Source organism: Jatrophihabitans sp. (assembly GCF_036389215.1).
Taxonomy (GTDB): domain Bacteria; phylum Actinomycetota; class Actinomycetes; order Mycobacteriales; family Jatrophihabitantaceae; genus Jatrophihabitans_A.
Window position 1 is genome coordinate 25624 of sequence record NZ_DASVQG010000135.1, and the last position, 22159, is coordinate 47782.

20 protein-coding genes and 1 pseudogene are annotated in these 22159 nt (G+C 70.0%); 7 read left to right on the forward strand and 14 right to left on the reverse strand.

The genetic code is table 11. The annotated features are described in order from the left end of the window. Positions 1 to 2: 2 nt before the first annotated feature. Positions 3 to 458 (reverse strand): hypothetical protein, encoded by a 456-nt coding sequence (locus VF542_RS06360; protein ID WP_408650858.1) that lies wholly within the window; start codon positions 456 to 458, stop codon positions 3 to 5. Between the two features lie 234 nt (positions 459 to 692). On the opposite strand from VF542_RS06360, the gene VF542_RS06365 reads away from it, so the two are divergent. After that, entirely contained in the window at positions 693 to 1307 is a 615-nt protein-coding gene (locus VF542_RS06365; RefSeq protein WP_408650859.1) for a Maf family protein, read from the forward strand. Between the two features lie 120 nt (positions 1308 to 1427). Here the strand turns inward: VF542_RS06365 and VF542_RS06370 are convergent, their stop codons facing one another. Both VF542_RS06370 and VF542_RS06375 read right to left on the reverse strand, forming a co-directional pair. Then, positions 1428 to 2951 (reverse strand): acyl-CoA carboxylase subunit beta, encoded by a 1524-nt coding sequence (locus tag VF542_RS06370; protein ID WP_408650860.1) that lies wholly within the window; start codon positions 2949 to 2951, stop codon positions 1428 to 1430. A gap of 76 nt (positions 2952 to 3027) precedes the next feature. After that, on the reverse strand, positions 3028 to 4191 hold the full coding sequence (locus VF542_RS06375) for an acyl-CoA dehydrogenase family protein (RefSeq protein WP_408650861.1): 1164 nt from the start codon (positions 4189 to 4191) through the stop codon (positions 3028 to 3030). A gap of 117 nt (positions 4192 to 4308) precedes the next feature. On the opposite strand from VF542_RS06375, the gene VF542_RS06380 reads away from it, so the two are divergent. Next, a complete protein-coding gene (locus VF542_RS06380; RefSeq protein ID WP_408650862.1) occupies positions 4309 to 4752 on the forward strand; it encodes a MerR family transcriptional regulator in 444 nt (147 codons plus the stop codon). 12 nt (positions 4753 to 4764) lie between these two features. On the opposite strand, the gene VF542_RS06385 is transcribed toward VF542_RS06380, so the two are convergent. Beyond that, positions 4765 to 6312, reverse strand: coding sequence for an HNH endonuclease signature motif containing protein (locus VF542_RS06385; RefSeq protein WP_408650863.1), 1548 nt, complete (start codon positions 6310 to 6312; stop codon positions 4765 to 4767). A gap of 241 nt (positions 6313 to 6553) precedes the next feature. Here VF542_RS06385 and VF542_RS06390 point away from each other — a divergent pair, with 241 nt between their 5' ends. Further along, on the forward strand, positions 6554 to 8326 hold the full coding sequence (locus VF542_RS06390; protein WP_408650864.1) for an acetyl/propionyl/methylcrotonyl-CoA carboxylase subunit alpha: 1773 nt from the start codon (positions 6554 to 6556) through the stop codon (positions 8324 to 8326). 58 nt (positions 8327 to 8384) lie between these two features. Here VF542_RS06390 and VF542_RS06395 read toward each other — a convergent pair whose 3' ends face one another. Together VF542_RS06395 and VF542_RS06400 are read right to left on the reverse strand one after the other, a co-directional pair. Further along, positions 8385 to 8945: a YceI family protein gene (locus VF542_RS06395; protein ID WP_408650865.1), complete on the reverse strand. Its 561-nt coding sequence runs from the start codon at positions 8943 to 8945 to the stop codon at positions 8385 to 8387. 299 nt (positions 8946 to 9244) lie between these two features. Then, the gene (locus tag VF542_RS06400; RefSeq protein WP_408650866.1) at positions 9245 to 10093 is read right to left on the reverse strand and encodes a thioesterase family protein; all 849 of its coding nucleotides are present in this window, start codon (positions 10091 to 10093) and stop codon (positions 9245 to 9247) included. Between the two features lie 32 nt (positions 10094 to 10125). Here VF542_RS06400 and VF542_RS06405 point away from each other — a divergent pair, with 32 nt between their 5' ends. Continuing rightward, positions 10126 to 10464 (forward strand): DUF5313 family protein, encoded by a 339-nt coding sequence (locus tag VF542_RS06405; protein ID WP_408650877.1) that lies wholly within the window; start codon positions 10126 to 10128, stop codon positions 10462 to 10464. A gap of 59 nt (positions 10465 to 10523) precedes the next feature. Here the strand turns inward: VF542_RS06405 and VF542_RS06410 are convergent, their stop codons facing one another. Both VF542_RS06410 and VF542_RS06415 read right to left on the reverse strand, forming a co-directional pair. Then, positions 10524 to 10871 (reverse strand): hypothetical protein, encoded by a 348-nt coding sequence (locus tag VF542_RS06410; protein ID WP_408650867.1) that lies wholly within the window; start codon positions 10869 to 10871, stop codon positions 10524 to 10526. Positions 10872 to 10968: 97 nt separating this feature from the next. Beyond that, entirely contained in the window at positions 10969 to 12414 is a 1446-nt protein-coding gene (locus VF542_RS06415) for an NAD(P)H-quinone dehydrogenase (protein ID WP_408650868.1), read from the reverse strand. An 83-nt stretch (positions 12415 to 12497) separates the two neighbouring features. On the opposite strand from VF542_RS06415, the gene VF542_RS06420 reads away from it, so the two are divergent. Together VF542_RS06420 and VF542_RS06425 are read left to right on the forward strand one after the other, a co-directional pair. After that, entirely contained in the window at positions 12498 to 12950 is a 453-nt protein-coding gene (locus VF542_RS06420; protein WP_408650869.1) for a gamma-glutamylcyclotransferase, read from the forward strand. A 150-nt stretch (positions 12951 to 13100) separates the two neighbouring features. Continuing rightward, the gene (locus VF542_RS06425; protein ID WP_408650878.1) at positions 13101 to 13442 is read left to right on the forward strand and encodes a DUF488 family protein; all 342 of its coding nucleotides are present in this window, start codon (positions 13101 to 13103) and stop codon (positions 13440 to 13442) included. On the opposite strand, the gene VF542_RS06430 is transcribed toward VF542_RS06425, so the two are convergent. The 6 genes from VF542_RS06430 to VF542_RS06455 all read right to left on the reverse strand — a co-directional run bounded on the left by VF542_RS06430 (position 13439) and on the right by VF542_RS06455 (position 21463). Beyond that, positions 13439 to 13918, reverse strand: coding sequence for a hypothetical protein (locus tag VF542_RS06430; RefSeq protein WP_408650870.1), 480 nt, complete (start codon positions 13916 to 13918; stop codon positions 13439 to 13441). The two genes, VF542_RS06425 and VF542_RS06430, sit on opposite strands and share 4 nt — an antisense overlap. 421 nt (positions 13919 to 14339) lie before the next feature. Further along, positions 14340 to 15530 carry an amidohydrolase gene (locus VF542_RS06435; RefSeq protein ID WP_408650871.1) on the reverse strand — a complete coding sequence of 397 codons (1191 nt, stop codon included), beginning with the start codon at positions 15528 to 15530 and terminating at the stop codon, positions 14340 to 14342. A gap of 9 nt (positions 15531 to 15539) precedes the next feature. After that, positions 15540 to 16343 carry a VOC family protein gene (locus VF542_RS06440; RefSeq protein ID WP_408650872.1) on the reverse strand — a complete coding sequence of 268 codons (804 nt, stop codon included), beginning with the start codon at positions 16341 to 16343 and terminating at the stop codon, positions 15540 to 15542. Between the two features lie 15 nt (positions 16344 to 16358). Beyond that, the gene (gene meaB / locus VF542_RS06445) at positions 16359 to 17384 is read right to left on the reverse strand and encodes a methylmalonyl Co-A mutase-associated GTPase MeaB (protein ID WP_408650873.1); all 1026 of its coding nucleotides are present in this window, start codon (positions 17382 to 17384) and stop codon (positions 16359 to 16361) included. 9 nt (positions 17385 to 17393) lie between these two features. Continuing rightward, the gene (scpA, locus tag VF542_RS06450) at positions 17394 to 19589 is read right to left on the reverse strand and encodes a methylmalonyl-CoA mutase (RefSeq protein WP_408650874.1); all 2196 of its coding nucleotides are present in this window, start codon (positions 19587 to 19589) and stop codon (positions 17394 to 17396) included. Further along, on the reverse strand, positions 19586 to 21463 hold the full coding sequence (locus VF542_RS06455) for a methylmalonyl-CoA mutase family protein (protein WP_408650875.1): 1878 nt from the start codon (positions 21461 to 21463) through the stop codon (positions 19586 to 19588). The genes scpA and VF542_RS06455 overlap by 4 nt, the downstream gene beginning before the upstream one ends. A 184-nt stretch (positions 21464 to 21647) precedes the next feature. Here VF542_RS06455 and VF542_RS06460 point away from each other — a divergent pair. Next, positions 21648 to 22159, forward strand: a pseudogene (locus VF542_RS06460) (hypothetical protein); the annotation flags it as partial.

Genomic DNA, 22159 nt, shown 5'->3' on the forward strand with positions numbered 1-22159 from the left:
CCTCAGGGCTGGTTGTATCCCGCAGGGATCCGGACCGTGCGGCTGCCCTCCGCCAGCGTGGTGCCGTCCGAACGTGTGACGAAGGCGATGACCGAAGCGGGGCCCGGGTGCAGGCCGTTGCCGAGGAAGCCCATGAGCGTTTCGGTCACCCTGCCCCCGGTGCAATTCAACTCACCGACGCCCAGGGCCCGGGACTCCAATTCGTAGCTGACGCCATCCTGGATGAAGTCCATGTGGAGGTAGTAGAAGCCGGTGGGGCAGTTTCGAAGCTGGACGTACACCGTCACAGCGTCGTACAGCGGACCGGTGCCCTCGATGCTGGGGTCGGTCTGCCAGATCGCGCTGGTGGTGCGCTCGATCTGGAGCCGGGTTACCGGCGCGGCGCTGGCGGAGGTGATCGGGGCCAGCAACAGCATCGCCGCGCAGGCGGCGAGGGTGCTGGACAGGAATGCGCGCATGATGATCCGTCCTGGGCGTAGGCATGGAAAGCCGAGCGCGAGCGAGGACCCCCCGTGGATCGACTGATGGCGACGGTACTCATTTCTGCTAACTGCCACAATGCCCCAGATATCGATGTTGCTGCGATTGTCACCATGCATTCCACCGGCATGGCGCTGCCCGGTCGGCCCCCTGCTCGGACTCGGCTGAGCTAGCCTCTGCGCTGGGCGCACCGCGGCAGGTGCCAGGGCCAGATGCGGAGCGACACGATGCGGTTCCTGCTCGCCTCGGCCTCGCCGGGCCGGTTGCGGACGCTGCGCCAGGCCGGCGTCGAGCCCGAGGTCGAGGTGTCCGGCGTGGACGAGGACGCGATCACCGCGCCCACTCCGGCCGATCTGGTGCGCGAACTGGCACGGGCCAAGGCGGTCACGGTCGCCGGCCGGCAGCACGGTGACCTGCTGGTGCTCGGGTGCGACTCGATGCTCGAACTCGACGGCACCGCGCTGGGCAAGCCGTCCTCGGCCGCCGAGGCGGTGCGGCGCTGGCAGCTGATGCGCGGCCGGACGGCGGTGCTGCACACCGGCCACACCCTGATCGAGGTCGCCGACTCGGCGGCAATGCGGATCTCTGACCGGGTGGCCAGCACCCAGGTGCGCTTCGCCGATCCGTCCGACGCCGAGATCGAGGCCTACGTCGGCACCGGCGAGCCGTTGCGGGTGGCCGGCGCCTTCACCATCGACGGCTTCGGTGGCTGGTTCGTCGAGGCGGTGGCAGGCGATCACCACAACGTGGTGGGCCTGTCGCTGCCGCTGCTGCGCCGGATGCTGCTGGACTTCGGCTACGCCGTGTCGGACCTGCCCGGCCGCTGACCCGGCGACCGGGGACCACTGAAGCCACCACTGAGGCACCGACCGCTCAGCGGCACCGACGGCTCAGAAGCACCGACGGCTCAGAAGCACCGACGGCTCAGCGACGCCCCAGGCGGCCGTTCAGACCGGTGGCACCCCGTGCCGCTTGTCGGCCAGCGGCCGGGCCTTGCCGGCCAGGGCCGCGAACCGCTGGACCAGCTCGGCCCGCAGCTCGGACGGGTTGATGATCACGTCGATCACCAGGTCGGCGGCCAGCCGCAGCAGGTCGACGTCCTCCTCGTACTCCTCCCGCTTGGCCTTGACGAACGCGGCTTGCTCCTCCGGATCGGCGATCTCGGCGATCTTGTTGGCATAGACCGCGTTCACCGCCGCTTCCGGCCCCATCACCGCGACCCGGGCGGTCGGCAGCGCGATGCAGGCGTCCGGCATGAAGCCCGGCCCGTCCATCGCATAGAGGCCGGCGCCGTAGGCCTTGCGGACCAGCACCGACAGCTGTGGCACGTTGGCCTCGGAGACGGCGGTGATCATCTTGGCGCCGTGCCGGATGATGCCTTGGCGCTCCACCTCGGAGCCGATCATGAACCCGGGCACGTCGGCGAGGTAGAGCAGGCCGACGTTGAAGGCATCGCAGAGCCAGATGAACCGGGCGGCCTTGTCCGCCGAGTCACCGAACAGCACCCCACCCTTTACTGCGGAGTTATTGGCCACCACGCCCACCGGGCGGCCGTCGATCCGGGCCAGCCCGGTGATCAGCTCGGCGGCGAACTCGGGCTTGACCTCGAAGAACGAGTCGGCGTCGATCAGGCCGTCGATCACCTCGTGCATGTCGAAAGGCATCGACTCGGCGACCGGCACCACGTCGTCGGCCAGCTCCACCACGGGCGGCTCGGCGGCGTAGTGCGGCGCGGGCAGCCGCCAGTTCAGCGGCAGGTAGGAGAAGAACAGCTTGGCCTGCTCGATGGCATCGGCGTCGTCGGTGGCCAGGTTGTCACCGCAGCCGGAGACGGTGGCATGCATCCGCGCACCGCCCATCTCCTGCAGGCTGACCTTCTCCCCGACCACCATCTCCGCCATCCGGGGCGAGCCGAGGTACATCGAGGCGTTGGCCTCGACCATGATCACGATGTCGCAGAACGCCGGGATGTAGGCGCCGCCGGCAGCGGACGGGCCGAACAGGCAGCAGATCTGGGGCACCTTGCCCGACAGCGCCACCTGGTTGTGAAAGATCCGCCCCGCCCCGCGGCGGCCGGGGAACAGCGCCACCTGATCGGTGATCCGGGCTCCGGCCGAGTCGATCAGCCAGAAGATCGGCAGCTCCTCGACCAGGGCCCGCTCGGTGATCCGGATGATCTTCTCCACCGTCCGGGCGCCCCACGAGCCGGCCTTGACGGTCGGGTCGTTGGCCCCCACCAGCGCCGGCCGGCCCTCGATGAGCCCCTGGCCGGTGACCACCCCGTCCGCCGGCAGCCCGGGGGCGGTGGCGTTGGCCAGCTGCGCGTCCTCGACGAAGGAGCCCTCGTCGAACAGCAGCGCGATCCGGTCCCGGACGTAGAGCTTGTGCGCCTCGGCGAGCTTTGCCGCGGCCTTGGCGTGCGGGGCCAGGGTTGCCTGGCGGGCCGCGGCGACCTTGTCGGCATCACTCATTCGGATTGCTCCTCGCGCGAGCGCTCATCGCTCATTCGGTCCGCTCCTCGCTCGCTGCGCTCGCTGCGATGCTCCCTCATTCGACGGGCAGGCCGAGCGCCCGGGCGATGACCATCCGCTGCACCTCGGAGGTGCCCTCACCGATCTCCAGGATCTTGGCGTCGCGGTAGAACCGGGCCACCGGGTACTCCTCCATGAAGCCGTAGCCGCCGAACACCTGGGTCGCGACCCGGGTGGCCGTGACCGCGGCCTCGCTGGAGAACAGCTTGGCGATCGCGGCCGCCTGCTTGACCTCCTTGGCCGAGCGGCCGGCGTCCTTGAGCCAGGCGGCCTTGTAGGTCAGGGTCCGGGCCGCCTCGACGGCGACCGCCAGATCACTGATCGCGAAGGCGACGGCCTGCCGCGCGCCGATCGGCTTGCCGAAGGTGTGGCGCTGCTGGGCGTAGCGCAGCGACTCGTCCAGGCAGGCCTGGGCGAGCCCGACCGCCAACGCGGAGATGGCGATCCGCCCGTCGTCGAGGATGGCCAGGAACTGCTTGAAGCCGGTTCCGCGCCGCCCGATCAGGTTGGCCTCGGGCACCCGGCAGTCGTCGAAGACCAGCCCGTGGGTGTCGGAGATCCGCCAGCCGAGCTTGTCGTAGGCCGGCTGCACCTCGAAGCCCGGCGTGCCGCTGGGAATCAGGATCGCCGAGATCTCCGGCTTGCCGTCGACGGTGCCGGTGCGGGCGGTCACAGTGACCAGCGAGGTGATCGAGGTACCGGAGTTGGTGATGAACGCCTTGGCGCCGTTGACCACCCAATTGCCGTCCACCAGTTCCGCCCGGGTGCGGGTGGCGCCGGCGTCCGAGCCTGCCTCCGGTTCGGTCAGGCCGAAGCCGGCCAGGGCGCGCCCGGCCACCAGGTCGGGCAGCCAGCGCTGCTTCTGCTCGTCGTTGCCGAAGCTCAGGATCGGGTTGATGCCCAGGCCCACGCCGGCTGAGAGCGTGATCCCGATGGACTGGTCCACCCGGCCCAGTTCCTCGATGGCCACGCACAGCGACGTGAAGTCAGCGCCCGCGCCGCCGTACTCCTCGGGTACCACCAGGCCGAACAGCCCCAGCTCACCCATCTTCGGGATCAGCTCGACCGGGAAGTAGTGCTCGCGGTCCCACTTCGCCACGTGCGGGGCGACCTCGGACTCGGCGAAGTCGCGCACGACCTTGCGGAACACTTCGTGGTCTGCTGACAACTCGAAGGACATGGCCACTCCCGGTGCTGGACGAGCCGTCCCGGCTGCTGGTGGCACCGGTCGAACGGCTCGAGACTGAGTCGACATCGACATGTTGACGTTTACGTCAACGTTAAGCACTATAACGCCATGACCCCGACAGCGGAAGCCACAGCGCAGGGCGGGACGACCCCGGCAGCACCGGCCGGCCCGGCCGAGCGGAGCTGGACCGTCGGCGAGCTCGCCGACGAGCTCGGCATCACCACCCGGACGCTGCGCTTCTACGAGGCCGAAGGCCTGATCGCCCCGGCGAGGGCGGGATCGGCGCGGGTCTATGACCACCGCGACCGGACCAGGCTGCGGCTGATCCTGCGCGGCAAGCGCTTCGGGATGTCGCTGTCGGAGATCCGCGAGATCGTCGACATGTACGACGGGGCGGCCAGCTCCGAACGCCGCCAGCTGGAGACCCTGCTTGCCCGGCTGGATGAGATCACCACTGATCTGACGGCCCGGCAGCGCGACCTCGAACGGATCATGGCCGAGGTCGGCGAGGTCGCCCAGCAGTGCCGGGACCGGCTCGCTCAGCTGTCCTGACGCGGACGCCGGTCAGAACGGTGGCCGGCTCGGATCCGCCCGGTGATCGAGCTGCCGACCACGCTGCTGGTTCGCTGCCGAGATCGCCTTGACCGCAGTGCTGATCCGCGACGGATCGCCGGCGGCCCGCGCACGGCTCAGCTCCCGGTCCCAGTGGGCGCGCAACCCGGCGAAGGCTCGGTCCTCACGGGCGTGGACCTCGTGCAGGGTGGGCCGTGGCGGTGGTGCGCAGGGTTCTGCCCGACCCCACCGTTTCGGTGGGTGACCGCGGTAGCTGTGCCCGGTGTCGTCGGTCCAGGTGAAGGACCCGTCGTGGTGGTATCGGTAGGCCCAACCGGTGTCGATCTTGCACAGGTTGTGCCGCTTGCAGGCCAGCGCCCCGTTGCACCGGCAGGTCTGGCCACCCCGGCCGTACGGCGTGATGTGCTCGTACTCGCAGCGGTAAGCCGGCTGGGAGCAGGTCGGAAAGCCGCACACGCTGTCCCGCGCGGCCACGAAGTCCCGCAATCGCTGGGACGGCCGGTAGCTGTTCTGGGAGATGTCGAGTAGCTGCCCGGTATCCGGCTCGGTGAGCAGCCTGCGCCAGGTGCCGGAGGCATCGGCGGCCAGCCGGCGCGCGGTCTCGGCGGTGATCGGTCCGTAGCCGGCCAGGTCGCCCGGCTCGTCGTCCAGACCGAGCAGGGTGTCTGCCGAGACGACTACCTGGATGGCGGGACGCCGTCCCTGCAGCTCGGGCAGCGCGTCCTGCGGCAGCCCGCTCAGCACCGCGTCGACCAGCAGGTCCGCGCGCTTCTGATCCATCGTGCGGACGTCCTGCGGCGGCAGCAATCTGGCCGCGGCGGTGAGCCGGGTGAAGATCAGCTGTCCCTGCGGCGCACCCACCAGCACCGGCAGCTGCACCATCCCGTCATCGGCCGGCTGGAAGCCGACCTTGCGGTCGGCCAACGCGCGTTGGTGCCGTTGCTCGCCCGTTGCCGGATCCAGCGCCAGCGCTGCCCGCCTCACCGCCTGCCGCAATTGAGGGACCGTCTGCTCCGCGGCGCGCCCGGTCACCGCGTCCTCCAAAGCGCCCACCATGCTCGGGTCGAGTCTCCAGGCGGCCTCGGTGATCACCTCGGCATGCCGGCCCGAGATCGCGCCGGTGCCCAGCAGCCGCAACGTCTTCGGCAATTCCCGCACCAGCGTCCGGCCGGTCTGCAGTTTCGCCTGGGCGGCCGGCACCGGCACCCGCAGTGCCAGCGACACCGCTTCGTGGGACAGCTGCAGGCTGGTCGAGTCGGCGGCGGCGATCTCGGCCAGCACCCGGGCCTGGACCGCCTCGATCCAGTTCTTCTGTTCCTGCAGGGCCGCCAACAGGTCGATCCGAGAGCCCGCCGGCAACGACCGGGCGTCCATCCGGGCCAGCTCACCCGTCGGCCGCGCGGACGGAGCCAGCTCCAGCAACTCGGCCAACCGCTCGACGGCAGGAACCATCGCCGAGTACACCGGGTGCTCGCTCCAGTCCGGCTCCGGCACGTCCGCCAGCCAGGTCGCGAACTCGGCGGACATGGTGTCGAACATACTATCGACTATAGCGTGTCAGGTGCTTGGTATCAATCGAGATAGGCCTTTGTGGATAAGTAAAAACTCGAACGGAACGCAGTCGCGGCGACAGCTGGCCGACGAGGCTGGAACGGCTTCGGCGACCATTTCGGACGGCGGCCGCACGGAGGGTAGGTAGCCTTCGCAGCACACCCGCCGGAATCGCGCGCCCCCGAGATGGCACGCCAGCGATGCCCGGCCGCAGTCAGGAGGCATACGCATGCGCAAGGTGCTCATCGCCAACCGCGGCGAGATCGCCGTCCGGGTCATCCGGGCCGCCAAGGACGCGGGCCTGAGCTCGGTGGCGGTCTACGCCGACCCGGATCGCGACGCCTTGCACGCCCGGATGGCCGACGAGGCGTTCGCGCTGGGCGGCAGCACCCCGGCCGAGTCCTACCTGGTGATCGACAAGGTGATCGACGCGGCCCTGAAGTCCGGCGCGGACGCCGTGCACCCGGGTTATGGCTTCCTCAGCGAGAACGCCGACTTCGCCCAGGCGGTGCTCGATGCCGGCCTGACCTGGATCGGGCCGTCGCCGCAGGCGATCCGTGACCTCGGCGACAAGGTCACCGCCCGGCACATCGCGCTGCGGGCCGGCGCGCCGCTGGTGCCCGGCACCAAGGATCCGGTGAGCGGCCCCGAGGAGGTGGTGGCCTTCGCCTCCGAGCACGGGCTGCCGGTGGCCATCAAGGCCGCCTTCGGCGGCGGCGGCCGGGGGCTCAAGATCGCCCGCACGCTGGAGGAGATCCCGGAGCTGTATGCCAGCGCGGTGCGCGAGGCGGTGAGCGCGTTCGGCCGCGGCGAGTGCTTCGTCGAGCGTTACCTGGAGCGGTCCCGGCATGTCGAGGCGCAGGTGCTGGCCGACACCCACGGCAACGTGATCGTGGTCGGCACCCGCGACTGCTCGCTGCAACGGCGCAACCAGAAGCTGGTCGAGGAGGCCCCGGCGCCGTTCCTGTCCGGCGAGCAGCGCGAGCGCATCCACGCCTCGGCCAAGGCGATCTGCCGGGAGGCGAACTACACCGGCGCCGGAACCGTGGAGTACCTGGTCGGCAACGACGGCGTGATCAGCTTCCTGGAGGTCAACACCCGGCTGCAGGTCGAGCACCCGGTCTCTGAGGAGACCACCGGTCTGGACCTGGTCCGCGAGCAGTTCCGGATCGCCGACGGCGAGCCGCTGCGCTGGACCGAGGACCCGGTGCCGCACGGGCACGCCATCGAGTTCCGGATCAACGGCGAGGACCCCGGGCGGGGGTTCCTGCCGGCACCGGGCATGGTGACCACCTACCGGGAGCCCGCCGGTCCCGGCGTCCGGGTCGACTCCGGCATCGAGGGCAACTCGGTGATCGGTGGCGCCTTCGACTCGCTGCTGGCCAAGCTCATCGTCTGGGGCGAGACCCGGGACGAGGCGCTGGCCAGGTCACGCAGAGCGCTGGAGGAGTACGTGGTGAACGGCATGGCCACCGCGCTGCCGTTCCACCGTGCGGTGGTGCGCGATCCGGCCTTCGCCCCGGCCGACGGCGCGCAGTTCACCGTCTTCACCCGGTGGATCGAGACCGAGTTCGACAACCAGATCCCGGCCTTCGCCGCCGCGGCCCCCGCTGAGCCGGAGGCCGGCGAGCGGGACCGGGTGGTGGTGGAGGTCAACGGCAAGCGGTTGGAGGTCACGCTGCCGGCGGGCTTCGGCGCGGCGGCCGGCGGTACCAGCGGCGGGACCGGCGCGGTGAAGAAGGCGCCCAAGCGCTCGGCGGCCAAGCGGGCCGGTGCCGCGGCGTCCGGTGATGCCCTGACCGCACCCATGCAGGGCACCATCGTCAAGGTCGCGGTCGGCGATGGTGACACGGTGGCCGCCGGTGATCTGGTGGTGGTGCTCGAAGCCATGAAGATGGAGCAGCCGATCAACGCCCACAAGGCCGGCACCGTCACGGGGCTCGCTGCCCAGGCGGGCGCGGTGGTCAGCTCCGGTGCGGTGATCTGCGAGATCAAGGACTAGAACACGCGGCGAGCCGGTCCCCCCGTGCACCGGCTCACCGTGTGTGTTCAGGCGCTGCTCAGGCAGCGTCGAGCACGGCCTCGATCTCCAGGGCGATGCTGATCTTGTCGCCGATGACCACGCCGCCACCGTCCATCGGCATGTCGATGTCGACGCCGAACTCCTTGCGGCTGATCTCGGTGCTGGCCGAGAAGCCGGCGCGGGTGCCACCGTAGGCGTCCGGGCCGATGCCGTTGAGTTCGAGCTTGAGGGTGACGCTCTTGGTGATGCCCTTCAGGTTGAGGTCACCGGTCACCAGGTAGTCCTCGCCATCGGAGTCGACCGAGGTGGAGCGGAAGGTCATGGTCGGGTACTTCTCGACCTCGAAGAAGTCGGCGGAGCGGATGTGGTTGTCCCGCTGGGCGTTGTTGGTGTCGATCGAGTTCAGGTCGATCTCCGCGGTCACCGAGGACTGGGCGGGGGTGGCGCCGGTGACGATGGTGCCCGAGAACGAGCCGAAGCGGCCCTTCACCTTGCTGACCATCATGTGCCGGACCGAGAACGAGATGTCGGAGTGGGTGGGATCGATCGACCAGGTGCCGGCCAGGTAACCGGGGATCGTCGTGGTGGCGAGTGTCATCAGGACTCCAAGTGTTTGAGATTTCAACTATTGCTGTCACAACTAGTCTCCCCAGTGCGCCATTCCCCGGGGTGGTGTGCGCTGGGTCACCCCTGACCGCTGACAGCTGGTCGTACTACTGATCGTTGGCCGCACTACTGACCGCTGGCCGCGACCTACTGGTCGTTGGCCGTACTACTGACCGCTGGCCGACCTACTGATCGCTGGCCGCGACCTACTGGTCGTTGGCCGCACCGCAGAGTGAGGTACGGCGGGTCGCCCGGCTCGGCGGCCAATGATCGGGCTGAACCCAGGCAGCGCTAGTCGCGGCGACTGCGGATCAGCAGCGTCTGCAAGCCCCCGCCGAGCAGTCCGGCCCGGTCGGACAGGGAGGAGCGGGCCAGCCCCAACCCGGCTCCGACCTGGCTGGTGGCCTCCATCAACACCCAGTCGTCCTGGCTCTGGCGCATCAGGTGCACGTCGAGGTCGACGTTGGCGAACGACCAGTCGTCCCAGTCCAGCACCGAGGAGACACCGCTGGCCGAATCGGCCATCAGCGCCAGCCGCTGCAGGGTCGACGGCCGCTCACCGGCCACCAGCGGCACCCGGGCCCGAGCCCAGACGGACGCCGGACCCGGCCGGCGCGCCTTGCCGGAGACCGTCCGCCACTCCAGGTGCTCGGCGTAGGGAAAGCCGTCCATGCCGAAGTCCGGGAGCGCGGACGGATCCTCAGCGAGGACCGTCCCGGGCTCGTCCGACGGGCCGCCTTGGGGGCTGGGCCGCGGCACCGGCGGAGCGCTGCTCTCGGCCATCAACCAGACCCGCGCCTGCAGGCAGGCCCGGCCTTCGGTGGTCAGCTCGGCGGAGATCAGCACGGCGGTGCGGGCCAGCCGCAACACCCGGGCCGACAGCTCGAGCGGGGCAACCGGAACCGGTGCCAGGAACTCGGCCGCGACCCGGGCCGTCATCAGGTCGGTGCGCCCGGCGGCAGCGGCGGCAAGTTGCTCGGCCACCCCGACCAGCAGCGCGCTCGGTGGCCCGCCGTGCTGCAGCTCGGGTGACCACGGGCCACCGCAGGCCACCGCGCTGTCCACCGTGCCGCTCAGCTCGGTGCGTGCTCCGGCGCCGCCGACCTCGGTCCTCAGCTCGGTGAAGAAGGCGGTATCCACCTCGGGAACGATAGCGGCAGACTGGAACGGTGATGACGCCCGCTGAGCAGCCCGGCGGGCACCCCGGCGCGCTGCGGTGGCTCGGTTACGCCCTCGGCGGCCGGTTGCCCGAGCGTTACCACGACTGGGTGTTCGCCGACCTGACCGGTCCGGACTGGCGGCTGCGGGAGGCCGGCCGGATCATGCTGTTCGCGGTCGTCCCGGTCACCGTGCTGCTGTTGCTGCCCGGCCGGCTGGAGATCCGGATCTACGCCGCGCTGTTCGTGGTGATCGGGCCGCTGTTCGTGGGCTTCGCCTACGGCGAGGAGTTGCGCGACCGGCGGCTGCGCCAGCACGGGATGCTGCCACCTTCCGGCCCGGACCCGGACTGACACACGGGGATTCAGGCCCACTGGGACTCAGGCGCGCTGGGACTCAGGCGCGCTGGGACTCAGGCGCGCCGGCGGGCGTTGATCCGCGAAATCATCTCGATCCGCTTCTCGGCCAGCGCGATCATCTCGGTGGTGCGCGAGCCGACGTGGGCGTCGTCGGCGCCCTCGGAGAACACCATCGCCCAGCCGTTCTCCCCTTCCAACGCCGGCACCCGCTCGACCAGCTCGGTGCGTGCCACGTGATGCACACCGTTGAACAGGTAGTCCTCGGTGACCACGGCGACCACCACGTGGTCCTCGGGCAACTCCGCCACGTGCGCCACGATCACCTCGGAGTTCTCGGCGAACACCGCGGCGGCCCGGATCGTCCGGCGGGATTTCTCGATCTGTTCCGGTGAGATGTCCATCTGCAGCCTTCCGGTTCCTCGTTCTCTCCGGTTGTCGTCAGTCAGGTCGTCGTCAGTCAGGTTCTCGTCAGTCAGGTCGTCGTCAGTCAGGTCGTCGTCAGTCCAGGTCGTCGTGGTGCATCAGCTGGCGAGCCGCCTCGGTGACCGAGCCCGAGATCGACGGGTAGATCGTGAAGGTGGCTGCCAGCTCGTTGACGGTCAGCCCCAGCTGGACGGCTACCGCGATCGAATGGATCAGCTCCGACGCCTGTGACGCCACCACCGAGCCACCGATCACCACACCGGACGCCGGCCGGCAGTAGATCTTGACGAAGCCTTCGGTGACGCCCTGCATCTTGGCGCGGGCATTGCCGCTCAGCGGCAGCGTGATGGTGCGCGCCGGCACCGCTCCGGAGGTGACCGCCGCATGGCCGATGCCGACCGTGGCGATCTCGGGATGGGTGAACACGTTCGCGGCCACGGTCTTGAGCCGCAACGGCTGGACCGCCTCACCGAGGGCGTGCCACATCGCCACCCGGCCCTGCATGGCGGCGACCGAGGCCAGCAGCAGCACCCCGGTGCAGTCACCGGCGGCATAGATCCCCGGCACCTGGGTGCGCGAGACCCGGTCGACCTCGATGAAACCGGAGTCGTCGGTGGCCACCCCGACGTGCTCCAGGCCCAGACCCGCGGTGTTGGGCACCGAGCCGACGCACATCAAGGCGTGCGATCCGGTGACGGTGCGCCCGTCCACCAGCCGGACCTCGACGCCGTCGCCGAGCCGGGAGACCGAGGCGGCCCGGGCCTGCTTGATCAGGGTGCCGCCGCGCTGCGTGAACACCTTCTCGATGACGTCGGCGGCCTCCGGGTCCTCCCCCGGCAGCACCTTCTCGCGGCTGGAGACCAGGGTGACCGGAACGCCCATCTCGCTGTACCCGGAGGCGAATTCGGCGCCGGTGACGCCGGAACCGACCACGATCAGGTGGGCCGGCAGCTCGGTCAGGTCATACAGCTGGCGCCAGGACAGGATGCGCTCACCGTCGGGCTCGGCACCGGGCAGCACCCGGGGCGTGCCACCGGTGGCCAGCAGCACCACGTCGGCCTCGATCCGCTGGCTGGGTTGGCCGGCCTTCTCCCCGCCAGCCTCCTGGTCGTCGACCTCCTCGCCCGCGCCGCTGACGTCCACCGCGAACGTCCGGCCCGGCTGGTCCGGGGCGAAGCACGCCCGGCCGGCAAGGACCTTCACGCCATGGCGGCTCAACCGGTGCGCGATGTCGGCGGACTGGTTGGCGGCCAGCCGGCGCACCCGCTCGTTCACCACCGCCAGCTGCACGCTGACCTCGCTGGTGGCCGAGGAGGATAGCCCGACCGCGGGGGCGTCGCGGAAGGCGGTGACCTTCTCCGACGTCGCGATCAGGGTCTTCGACGGTACGCAGTCATAGAGCACGCACGCGCCACCGACACCGTCGGACTCGATCAGAGTGACCTCGGCTCCGAGTTCGGCCGCGACCTGGGCGGCCTCATAACCGGCCGGGCCGCCACCGATGATCGCGATACGTCTCACGAGCGTCATTGTCCCGGATCAGGCCCGGGTCCACCCGCCCGGGGCTGATGAGCCCGGTGTCCGGGTCGGTAGGCTCCCTGATCGTGCCCCTCTACGCCGCCTACGGATCCAACATGGACCCGTCCCAGATGCATAGCAGGTGCCCGCACTCACCGTTCGCCGGCACCGGCTGGCTGCCCAACTGGCGGTTGACCTTCGGCGGTGAGGATCTGGGTTGGGAAGGCGCGCTGGCCACCCTGGTGGAAGAGCCCGGCGCGGCGGTGTTCGTCGCCTTGTACGACATCACGTCCCAGGACCGGGTCGCGCTGGACAAGTGGGAGAGCGCCGACTCCGGCCTCTACCGGACGTCGCGGTTGCGGGTCTCCACCCTGGACGGCGACGTGCTCGCCTGGACCTACGTGCTCAACGGCTACGAGGGCGGCCTGCCCTCGGCCCGCTACCTCGGGCTGATCGCCGAAGCCGCGGAGTCCGCCGGCGCGCCCGGTGACTACGTCGACGAGCTGCGGCAACGTCCCTGCCGCTCCATCGGCGGCTGACCTCTCGCGTTGGCGGGGTAAAAGAGCCACTTGCCGTGGCATCATAGGCATGTGCCCAAATCCCTCCTGGTGAGCCTGGGTTATGAGGGCCGCTCTGTAGAAGAGCTGATAGCCGGGCTGGTGGGACGATCGGTCACCGTACTGGTCGATGTGAGACTGACTCCGCTTTCGCGAAAGCCCGGGCTTTCGAAACGAAAGTTGACTCAAACCTTGGAAGGTGTCGGCATCCGGTACCTGCATCTGCGAGCGCTAGGTAACCCCAAGGACAACCGTGACAAGTTCCGAGCAGGAGATCCACGCAGTCATGCCACATTTAAGCAACTAATGGCGGGCAGCGAGGGGGCAGCGGCCTTACGCCATGTAGGTGCGCTACTAGACGATGAAGTTGTCGCACTGCTCTGCTTCGAACGCGACCACCACACGTGCCATCGCCACCTGGTCGCCGCTGAGCTTCAGCGAACCCAACCGACACTAGGCTTGATAGAAATCTAGAACAGCAGGCCAGACTGTTCGATGTCCGACCTACGTGGATAGTAAAGGCCTAGCACAGTGAAAGATGCGCGACGCTGAACATTCTCTTGGTTGCCAACAAATATCAGGGGTTGCCGCTCACCGGAGAACGGAAGGTCGATAAAGTTACGGGTAATTGCTGATTTTAATTCAGCGGTAGATTTATGGCGATACCTCAGCTGCAGTGCGGTCAATTCCCAGTCGATGATCCGTTGTATGTGACCGGCACAGTCCCGTTCATTGCATTGATATTCGAGCTGCACGAGAAGTGGTGGTGGGTCGAGCAGCGTTGGAGGGGTTTCCCGAAACAAGTCTCCCTGATCTCGATACGCGTTGAAGCGAGCCAGCTGTTCATCCGACCAGCCAGGATGGTCGCTGAATCGCAGCTGTGGCGTGGCAGCCGGCCGTATCGCACCCAAGGAGGCTGCATTGAGGTCAATCTTGGTGTTGTCGATCAACCCGCACATTGACGGACCAGTCAGCGGTTCCACCCAAGCGGTTCGTCGCGCCCAACCGTCGAGATGGGGTCCAATTTTGATACTGTCCGCGTCGATCTTGCGACTCTCTGGACGCTTGTCGGCACCGGCATCTCGAGTCCGGACAGTAATGATGTCGTACTTCTTAAACTGTCGATCGCCTGCCAGATATCGAAAAGGTACCGGGTACAGTCGGATCCACGAGGGTGGCTGCGTATCCAGGTTAACTCCAGCTACGCACACTGTATCGCCATACTGCCGAGAGGGCTGCGGTGCCGCTTTGACAAGGACCAATACGCGAGTAGTTCCGGCTAAAGACACGTTCCTCTTTCACGTTCAGACGAGAGACGAAAGGCCATTGTCGCACCGTCTGCTGACAGACTTGGCGAGTCTCCAGGACATCTCAGGTGGGGTCGACCGCGTCGGCCCAGAACTCGTCGAGCAGCGCGGTGGTGAACCGGACGCCGATCGCGAGCGCGTCCTCGTCGATGTCGAAGTTCGATTGGTGCAGGTCATAGACCGGCGCCCCGGGCCCCCGCACCCCGAGCCGCGCCAGCGCGCCGGGGATGGTCTGCAGGTACCAGGCGAAGTCCTCGCCGCCCATCGACTGGGGCGTCTCCGAGACGGCCTGCGGACCGAACGCCGCGAGCGCCGCCCGGGTCTGGATACCGACCAGTGAGCCGTCATTGGCCACGGCCGGCACGCCCGCGTCGTAGTTGATCTCGACCTGCACCCCCGTCGGCGCCACGATCTGCCGGACCAGGTCGGTGATCACCGACTCCAGGCTGTTCCACAGCCGGTCATCCAACATCCGGACGGTGCCGCGCAACGTCCCGGTGGTCGGTATGGCGTTGGCCGCCGAACCGGCGGTGACCGCACCCCAGACGAGCGACACGGCGGCGCGCGGATCGATCCGGCGCGAGAGCAGCCCGGGTAGCTCGGTGATCAGCTTGCCCAGCGCGTACACCAGGTCGACCGTCAGTTGCGGCCGCGCGGTGTGACCACCCGGGCCGGTCAGCTTGATGTCGAGCTGGTTGCACGAGGCGGTGATCGGACCGATCCGCAGGCCGATCTGGCCGACATCCAGCTTCGGGTCGCAGTGCAGCGCGAAGATCTCGCCCACACCCTTCAGCCCGCCCTCCTTCACCACCGCTTCGGCGCCGCCGGGCAGCCGCTCCTCGGCCGGCTGGAAGATCAGCCTGACCGACCCGCCGAGCGTGTCCGCCCGGGCGAGGCAGCCCGCGACCGCCAGCAGGATCGCGGTGTGCACATCGTGGCCGCAGGCATGGCAGACGCCGGCGTTCTGCGAGGCGTAACTCACCGTCTTGTAGTCCGGCAGCGGAAGCGCGTCGATGTCGGCACGCAGCGCCACGTAATCCGGGCCGGGGCCGATGTCGCAGATCACTCCGGTGCCGAAGGACAACCGGATCGGATCCAGCCCGAAACCGCTGAGCACCGAGACGATGAGGTCGGTGGTGCGGTGCTCGGCGTAGCCCACCTCGGGATGGCTGTGCAGCTGGCGCCGCCAGCCGATCAGCTCACCCTGATGGCCGCCCAGCCAGTCGAGGGACTGGGCGTGAAGGCTGCTGGGCACAAGGGCACCTTATCCGGACGCCGACCCGTCATTACCGGCAGTCGGGGTGAAGACGCAGAACTCGTTGCCGGCCGGGTCTGCCAGCACGTGCCAGCGAATGTCACCGCCGCGCGGGCGCAGCAGGCTCGCCCCCGCATCGACCAGCAGTTGCGGGTCGGCGATCTCGATGTCCCAGTGCACCCGGTTCTTCACCGCCTTCGGCTCGGGCACCCGCCCGAACACCAGGTACTCGAACGGGACGCCCGGCATGCCCTTCACACCCCACTCGTCGCCGTCGTCCTCCAGTTCGCCACCGAGCACCGAGGCCCACCAGCGCGCCAGCGGTTCCGGTTCGGCGCAGTCGACGATGACCTCGTAGAGCCGGTAGTCGGGAACCTCCTCGCGGACGAAGGCGCAGAACTCCTGGCCGTCGGGGTCGGTGAGCACCGTCCAGGCCTGCTCGGCGGTGGCGGGCTGGATCACCCGAGCGCCACGGGCCTGCAGCTCGTCCAGGGTGGCGGCGTGGACGTCCAGGTGCACCCGGTTCTTGACCGTCTTGGCCTCGGGAACCTGATTGATCCACACGGCATGGGCATCCGAGGGCCCGGTCAGCCAGACCTCGCCGCCCTTGCGGCGGAGGTCCAGGCCCAGGGTGGGCGACCAGAACCGGGCCGCCGCCTCGGCGTCGACGGCGTCGATGCACATGCCCAGGAACCTGGCTCGCAGCCGCGCATTCGCATCGCCGGTCACGAATTCACCGCCGGTCACGAATTCATTGCCGGTCGCCTCACTGCCCGTCACGAATTCATTGCCGGTCACCTCAATGTCGGTCATGGCCTCATTGTCGCCTCATGAACCCTCCTTCGCCGGGAGCGCCGCCAGGCCCGCCAGGATCTGCCCGGCCGCCTGGTCGGCGGTCAGCTCGCCCACCAGCACCGCCCGCTCGGCGTCGGCGATCAGCCCGCGCGCTGCCGGTGTCTCCAGCTGCTCCAGCAGCCGATCCCGCACCATCGACCTCGTCCACTCCACCAGCTGGCGACGCCGCTTGGCCTCGAACTCGCCGTCAGCCAGCAGCGTCTCCCGGTGGCGCTGCACGTGCTTCCAGACCTGGTCCAGGCCGGTGTTGTGCAGTGCGCTGCAGGTCAGCACCGGCGCCTGCCAGTCCTCGGCGGCGCCGCGCAGCAACCGCAGCGCCCCGGACAGCTCGCGGGCCGCGCGCCGCGAGGCCTCGAGATGATCACCGTCGGCCTTGTTGACGGCGATGACGTCGGCGAGCTCCAGGATGCCGCGCTTCATCCCCTGCAACTGGTCACCGGTACGGGCCAGCGTCAGCAGCACGAAGGTGTCGACCATGTCGGCCACCGCGAACTCCGACTGGCCGACCCCGACGGTCTCCACCAGCACCACGTCGAAGCCGGCAGCCTCCATCACCAGCAGGGTCTCCCGGGTCGCCTTGGCCACCCCGCCGAGCGTCCCGGAGCTGGGTGAGGGCCGGACGAAGGCAGCCGGGTCGCTCGCCAGCCGGGTCATCCGGGTCTTGTCCCCGAGGATGCTGCCGCCGCTGCGCGCCGAGGACGGGTCCACCGCCAGCACCGCGACCCGGTGGCCGGCCGCGGTCAGGTTGCTGCCGAGGGTGTCGATGAAGGTGGACTTGCCCGCCCCCGGCACCCCGGTGATTCCCACCCGCTGCGCCGAGCCGGTATGCGGCAGCAGCCGGGCCAACAGCAGCTGGGCCTGTTCCCGGTGATCCACCCGGCGGGACTCGACCAGGGTGATCGCCCGGGCGATCGCGGTCCGGTCGCCGGCCAGCACGCCGTCAGCCAGCGCCTGCACGGCCGAGTCGGCCGGGCCTGCCGCGGCCGGTGAACCGGTCACCACCGTGGCTCAGCCGGCGCTGGGTTGCTGGGCGGTGAGCACCTCGAGCAACTGCAGCGCAGCTGTGGTGATCACGGTGCCGGGCGGGAAGATGGCTGCCGCGCCCGCGGCCCGCAGCTCCTGGAAGTCCTGCTCCGGGATCACCCCGCCCACCACGATCAGGATGTCGGAACGGCCATGGGCGGCCAGCTCGTCGCGCAGGGCCGGCACCAGCGTGAGGTGCCCGGCGGCCAGCGAATTCACGCCCACCACGTGCACGTCGGCTTCGACGGCCTGGCGAGCCACCTCGGCCGGGGTCTGGAACAGCGGCCCGACATCCACGTCGAACCCCAGGTCGGCGAACGCCGTCGCGATCACCTTCTGGCCCCGGTCGTGCCCGTCCTGGCCCATCTTCGCGACCAGGATCCGCGGCCGGCGGCCGTGCTCGGCCTCGAACCGGTCGGTGGCCGCGCGAGCCTGCTCGATCAGACCCACCCTGCCCTCCTGTTCGGCCTCCGCGCGGTACACCCCGGAGATCGTCCTGACCTGCCCGGCGTGCCGGCCGAAGACCACCTCCAGCGCGTCGGAGATCTCACCGACCGTGGCCTTGGCCCGCGCGGCGTCGATCGCCAGCGCCAGCAGATTCTGCTCCAGCCCGGCCGGTCGGCTGCCCTCGGCTATCGCGGCCGCCGCCCGGGTCAGCGCGGCCAGCGCCTCGCGGCAGGCGGCCGGATCGCGTTCTGCCTTCAGCCGCAGCAACTTCTCCCGCTGCGAGGCCCGCACGCCGGCGTTGTCGATTCGCCGGACGTCGATCTTCTCCGCGGTGTTCTGGTCGGTCTCCACCCGGTACTTGTTCACCCCGATGACCGGCTGGCGACCGGAGTCGATCCGGGCCTGGGTGCGGGCGGCAGCCTCCTCGATCCGCAGCTTCGGCAGCCCCTGGTCGATCGCGGCAGCCATCCCGCCTGCCTTCTCGACCTCCTCCAGGTGCTCCCAGGCCCGCCGGGCCAGGTCGTAGGTCAGCTTCTCGACGTAGGCGCTGCCACCCCACGGGTCGATCACCCTGGTGGTGCCGGACTCCTGCTGCAGCATCAGCTGGGTGTTGCGGGCGATCCGGGCCGAGAAGTCGGTCGGCAGCGCCAGCGCCTCGTCCAGGGCGTTGGTGTGCAGGGACTGGGTGTGGCCCTGGGTGGCGGCCATCGCCTCGATGCAGGTACGCACCGCGTTGTTGAAGACGTCCTGGGCGGTCAGCGACCAGCCCGAGGTCTGGCAGTGCGCCCGCATCGCCAGCGACTTCTGGCTCGCCGGCTTGAACTCACCGACCAGCTTGGCCCACAGCAGCCGGGCCGCGCGCAGCTTGGCCACCTCCATGAAGAAGTTCATGCCGATGCCCCAGAAGAACGACAGCCGGGGGGCGAAGGCGTCGATGTCCAGGCCCACGGCCAGCCCCGCGCGCAGGTACTCCACGCCGTCGGCCAGGGTGTAGGCAAGCTCCAGGTCAGCTGTGGCACCGGCCTCCTGGATGTGGTAGCCGGAGATCGAGATGGAGTTGAAGCGCGGCATCCGTGCCGAGGTGAAGGCGAAGATGTCGCTGATGATGGTCATCGACGGAACCGGTGGGTAGATGTAGGTGTTGCGCACCATGAACTCTTTGAGGATGTCGTTCTGGATGGTGCCGGTCAGCTGCTCCGGGGCGACTCCCTGCTCCTCGGCGGCCACCACGAACAGCGCCAGCACCGGCAGCACCGCGCCGTTCATGGTCATCGACACGCTCATCCGCTCCAGCGGGATGCCGCTGAGCAGCTCGCGCATGTCATAGATCGAGTCGATGGCCACCCCCGCCATCCCGACGTCGCCGATCACCCGGGGGTTGTCGCTGTCATAGCCGCGGTGGGTGGGCAGGTCGAAGGCGACCGACAGGCCCTTCTGGCCGGCGGCCAGGTTGCGCCGGTAGAAGGCGTTGGAGTCCGCGGCCGTGGAGAACCCGGCGTACTGCCGGACCGTCCAGGGCTGGGTGACGTACATCGTCGGGTAGGGCCCGCGCAGGTACGGCGCGATGCCCGGGTAGCTGCCGAGGAAGTCCAGCTCGGTGAGGTCGGCGGCGGTGTAGAGCGGAGCCACCTCGATGCCCTCGGGGGTGCTCCAGCTGCCCGCTGCCGGGGCCGGCCGGCCGGCAGGTCCGGACGCGGGCCGGCCCAGCGACAGCTTTCCGAAGTCCGGAATCACGACCGCACCCCCACGACCTCGTACGGAACCCCCACGACCTGATACATCGAGTCCAGGGCGGCGACCGCGTCGCAGCCGGTGAAGATCGCGGCGTCGACGCCGCCCCGCGCGAGGTCCGGCGGGCCCGCGATCCAGACCTGCGCGGCGCCGGCGGCCTTCAGATCGGCGGCCAGCGGCCCGGCCTGCTCGGCGTACCCGGCGTCGGAGGAGCACAGCAGTGCCAGGCCGGTCCCGGCTGCCCGGAACGCCGCCACCAGCTCGGCCGGCTCGCCGGTGCCGGCCACGGACTCGATACCGCCGGCGGCGAGCAGGTTGCGGGCGAAGGCCAGCCGCCCGGTGTGCGCGGGTACCGGCCCGAACGCGGCCAGGAACACCCGCGGCCGGGCACCGGTGGCAGCCAGCTGGGCGTCCGAACGGTCCCGCAGCGCCTCGAACGGCTCGGCATAGCGCACTCGCGGCAGCCCGCCGGCCGGCTGTGCCGGTTGCGGCCGGCTGAGCGGGGTCTCGGTGGGCATCGCGAACTCGCTGACGCCGGTGATCGGGTCACGGCGGCGGGCGATGTTGTCCCGGCGCGGTTGCCAGCTGGCGGCCAGCATCCCGGCCAGCGCACCGGATTGCAGCGCGGCGACCGCGCCGCCGGCCCGCTCGATCGCGGTGAACTTGTCCCAGGCGACCTCGGCCAGCTGCTCGGTCAGCGACTCCAGGTACCACGAGCCGCCACCCGGGTCCAGCACCCGGGCCAGGCCGGACTCGTCATGCAGGATCGACTGGGTGTTGCGCGCGATCCGGCGTCCGAAGTCATCGGGCAGGCCCACCGCCGAGTCGAACGGCGCCACGGTGATCACCTCGGCACCGGCGACGGCAGCCGCGAAGCAGCCGACGGTCGCCCGCAGCAGGTTCACCCACGGATCGCGCCGGGTCAGCGTCGCCGCCGCCGTGACCGCGTGCTGGCGCTGGCCGCGGCTGCCCGCCGGGGCGCCGCACAACTCGGCCACCCGGCCCCAGAGCCGGCGGCCGGCCCGCAGCTTGGCCATCGAGGACCACTGGTCGGCGCTCACCGCGTACCGGAATTCCAGCTGCGCCAGGGCCGCTTCGATGCTCAGGCCCGCCTCGATCAGGGCCCGCAGGTACGCCACCCCGACCGCGACACCGATTGCCAGCTCGTCGGAGTCGCTGCCACCGGCCTCGGCGTAGACGCTGGCATCGATCGTGGCCGGCAGCAGCCGCGGGTACTCGGCGGCCGCGGCGGCCAGCCGGCTGAGCAGGCCCAGTTCCGGCGCGGTCCCGGTACGCGCGGCCTGCCCGATCGGGTCCGCTCCCAGCGTGCCGGCCAGCTCGCCCGGGGCCAGGCCGCGATCGCCGGCCAGCCGCAGCAGCGCCTCGGCGGCGGCCTCGGTCTCGGCCCCCGCCTCCAGCGCCACCGGCGCCAGTTCCAGGTACACCCCGTCCAGGACGGCGGCCAGCGACTCGACCGGCGCGCCGACCCCCGACGAGCCCAGCCGCAGCCAGATCGAGGACGCGCCACCGGCAAGCTCGGCGAGCACCGCCGCGTTGGCGGCGGCCGGTTGCGGGTCGCTCACCCGCTGCCGGACGTCCCAGGCCGGGCGCTCGGCGGCGGCCCCGCGCACGAACGGCGGCTCGCCCGGCAGCCCGGCGGCCTCGAGGCCCACCCCGTCCGGCAGGTCGTCGGCGGTGTACAGCGGGGCGATCAGCAACCCGTCGTAGTTGCGGTAGGAGAGCGCGTCCTCGGGGGTGCCGTCGGAGAACCGCACCCCGGACTTGGTGAGCACCGAGGCGACCAGCGACCGCCATTGCTCCCGGCTCGCCGGCGGGAAGTTCCCGGCCAGGTTGAGGTGAGCTCCAGGCGCCGTCATAGCGCGATGTTAGAGCGAACCGGAGGGCAGGGGCGCGAGGGCGTGGCCTATCTCTCGCACCACCAGCCGCCGCCGCGCTGCCTCTGCTGAGAGCCTGCCCGTGCCGAGAGCCTGCCCGGTGCCGAGAGCCTGCCCGGTCATGCCCGGATCGATCCGGCGGCCGGCGCCGCTAGGCTCTTCTTCCGTGACCGCTCCCGGACATTCCTCCCACCAACCCCAGGACGACGGGCAGCCGGCCGATCCGCGGCAGCTGGCCCGCGAGGCGGCCCAGGCGCTGGCCGAGCGGACCGGTGCCGAGCGCCACGATGTGGCCCTGGTGCTCGGCTCCGGCTGGCTGCCCGCGGTCGACGCGCTGAGCGAACGCGCCAGCGCCGACCTGGAGTTCGCCAGCACCGACCTGCCCGGCTTCCTGCCGCCGGTGGTCGCCGGGCACGCCGGCACCATCCGGTCGCTGGCCTTGGAAGGCACCGACGGCAACCGCGGCAAGCGGATCCTGGTCTTCTCCGGGCGTACCCACTTCTATGAGGGTCGCGGGGTGGCCGCGGTGGTGCACGGGGTGCGGGTTGCCGCCGCCGCCGGCTGCACCGTCACGGTGCTCACCAACGGCTCCGGCGGGCTGCGTACGGACATGCGGCCCGGTGATCCGGTGCTGATCTCCGACCATCTGAACCTGACCGCCACCTCGCCGCTGGTCGG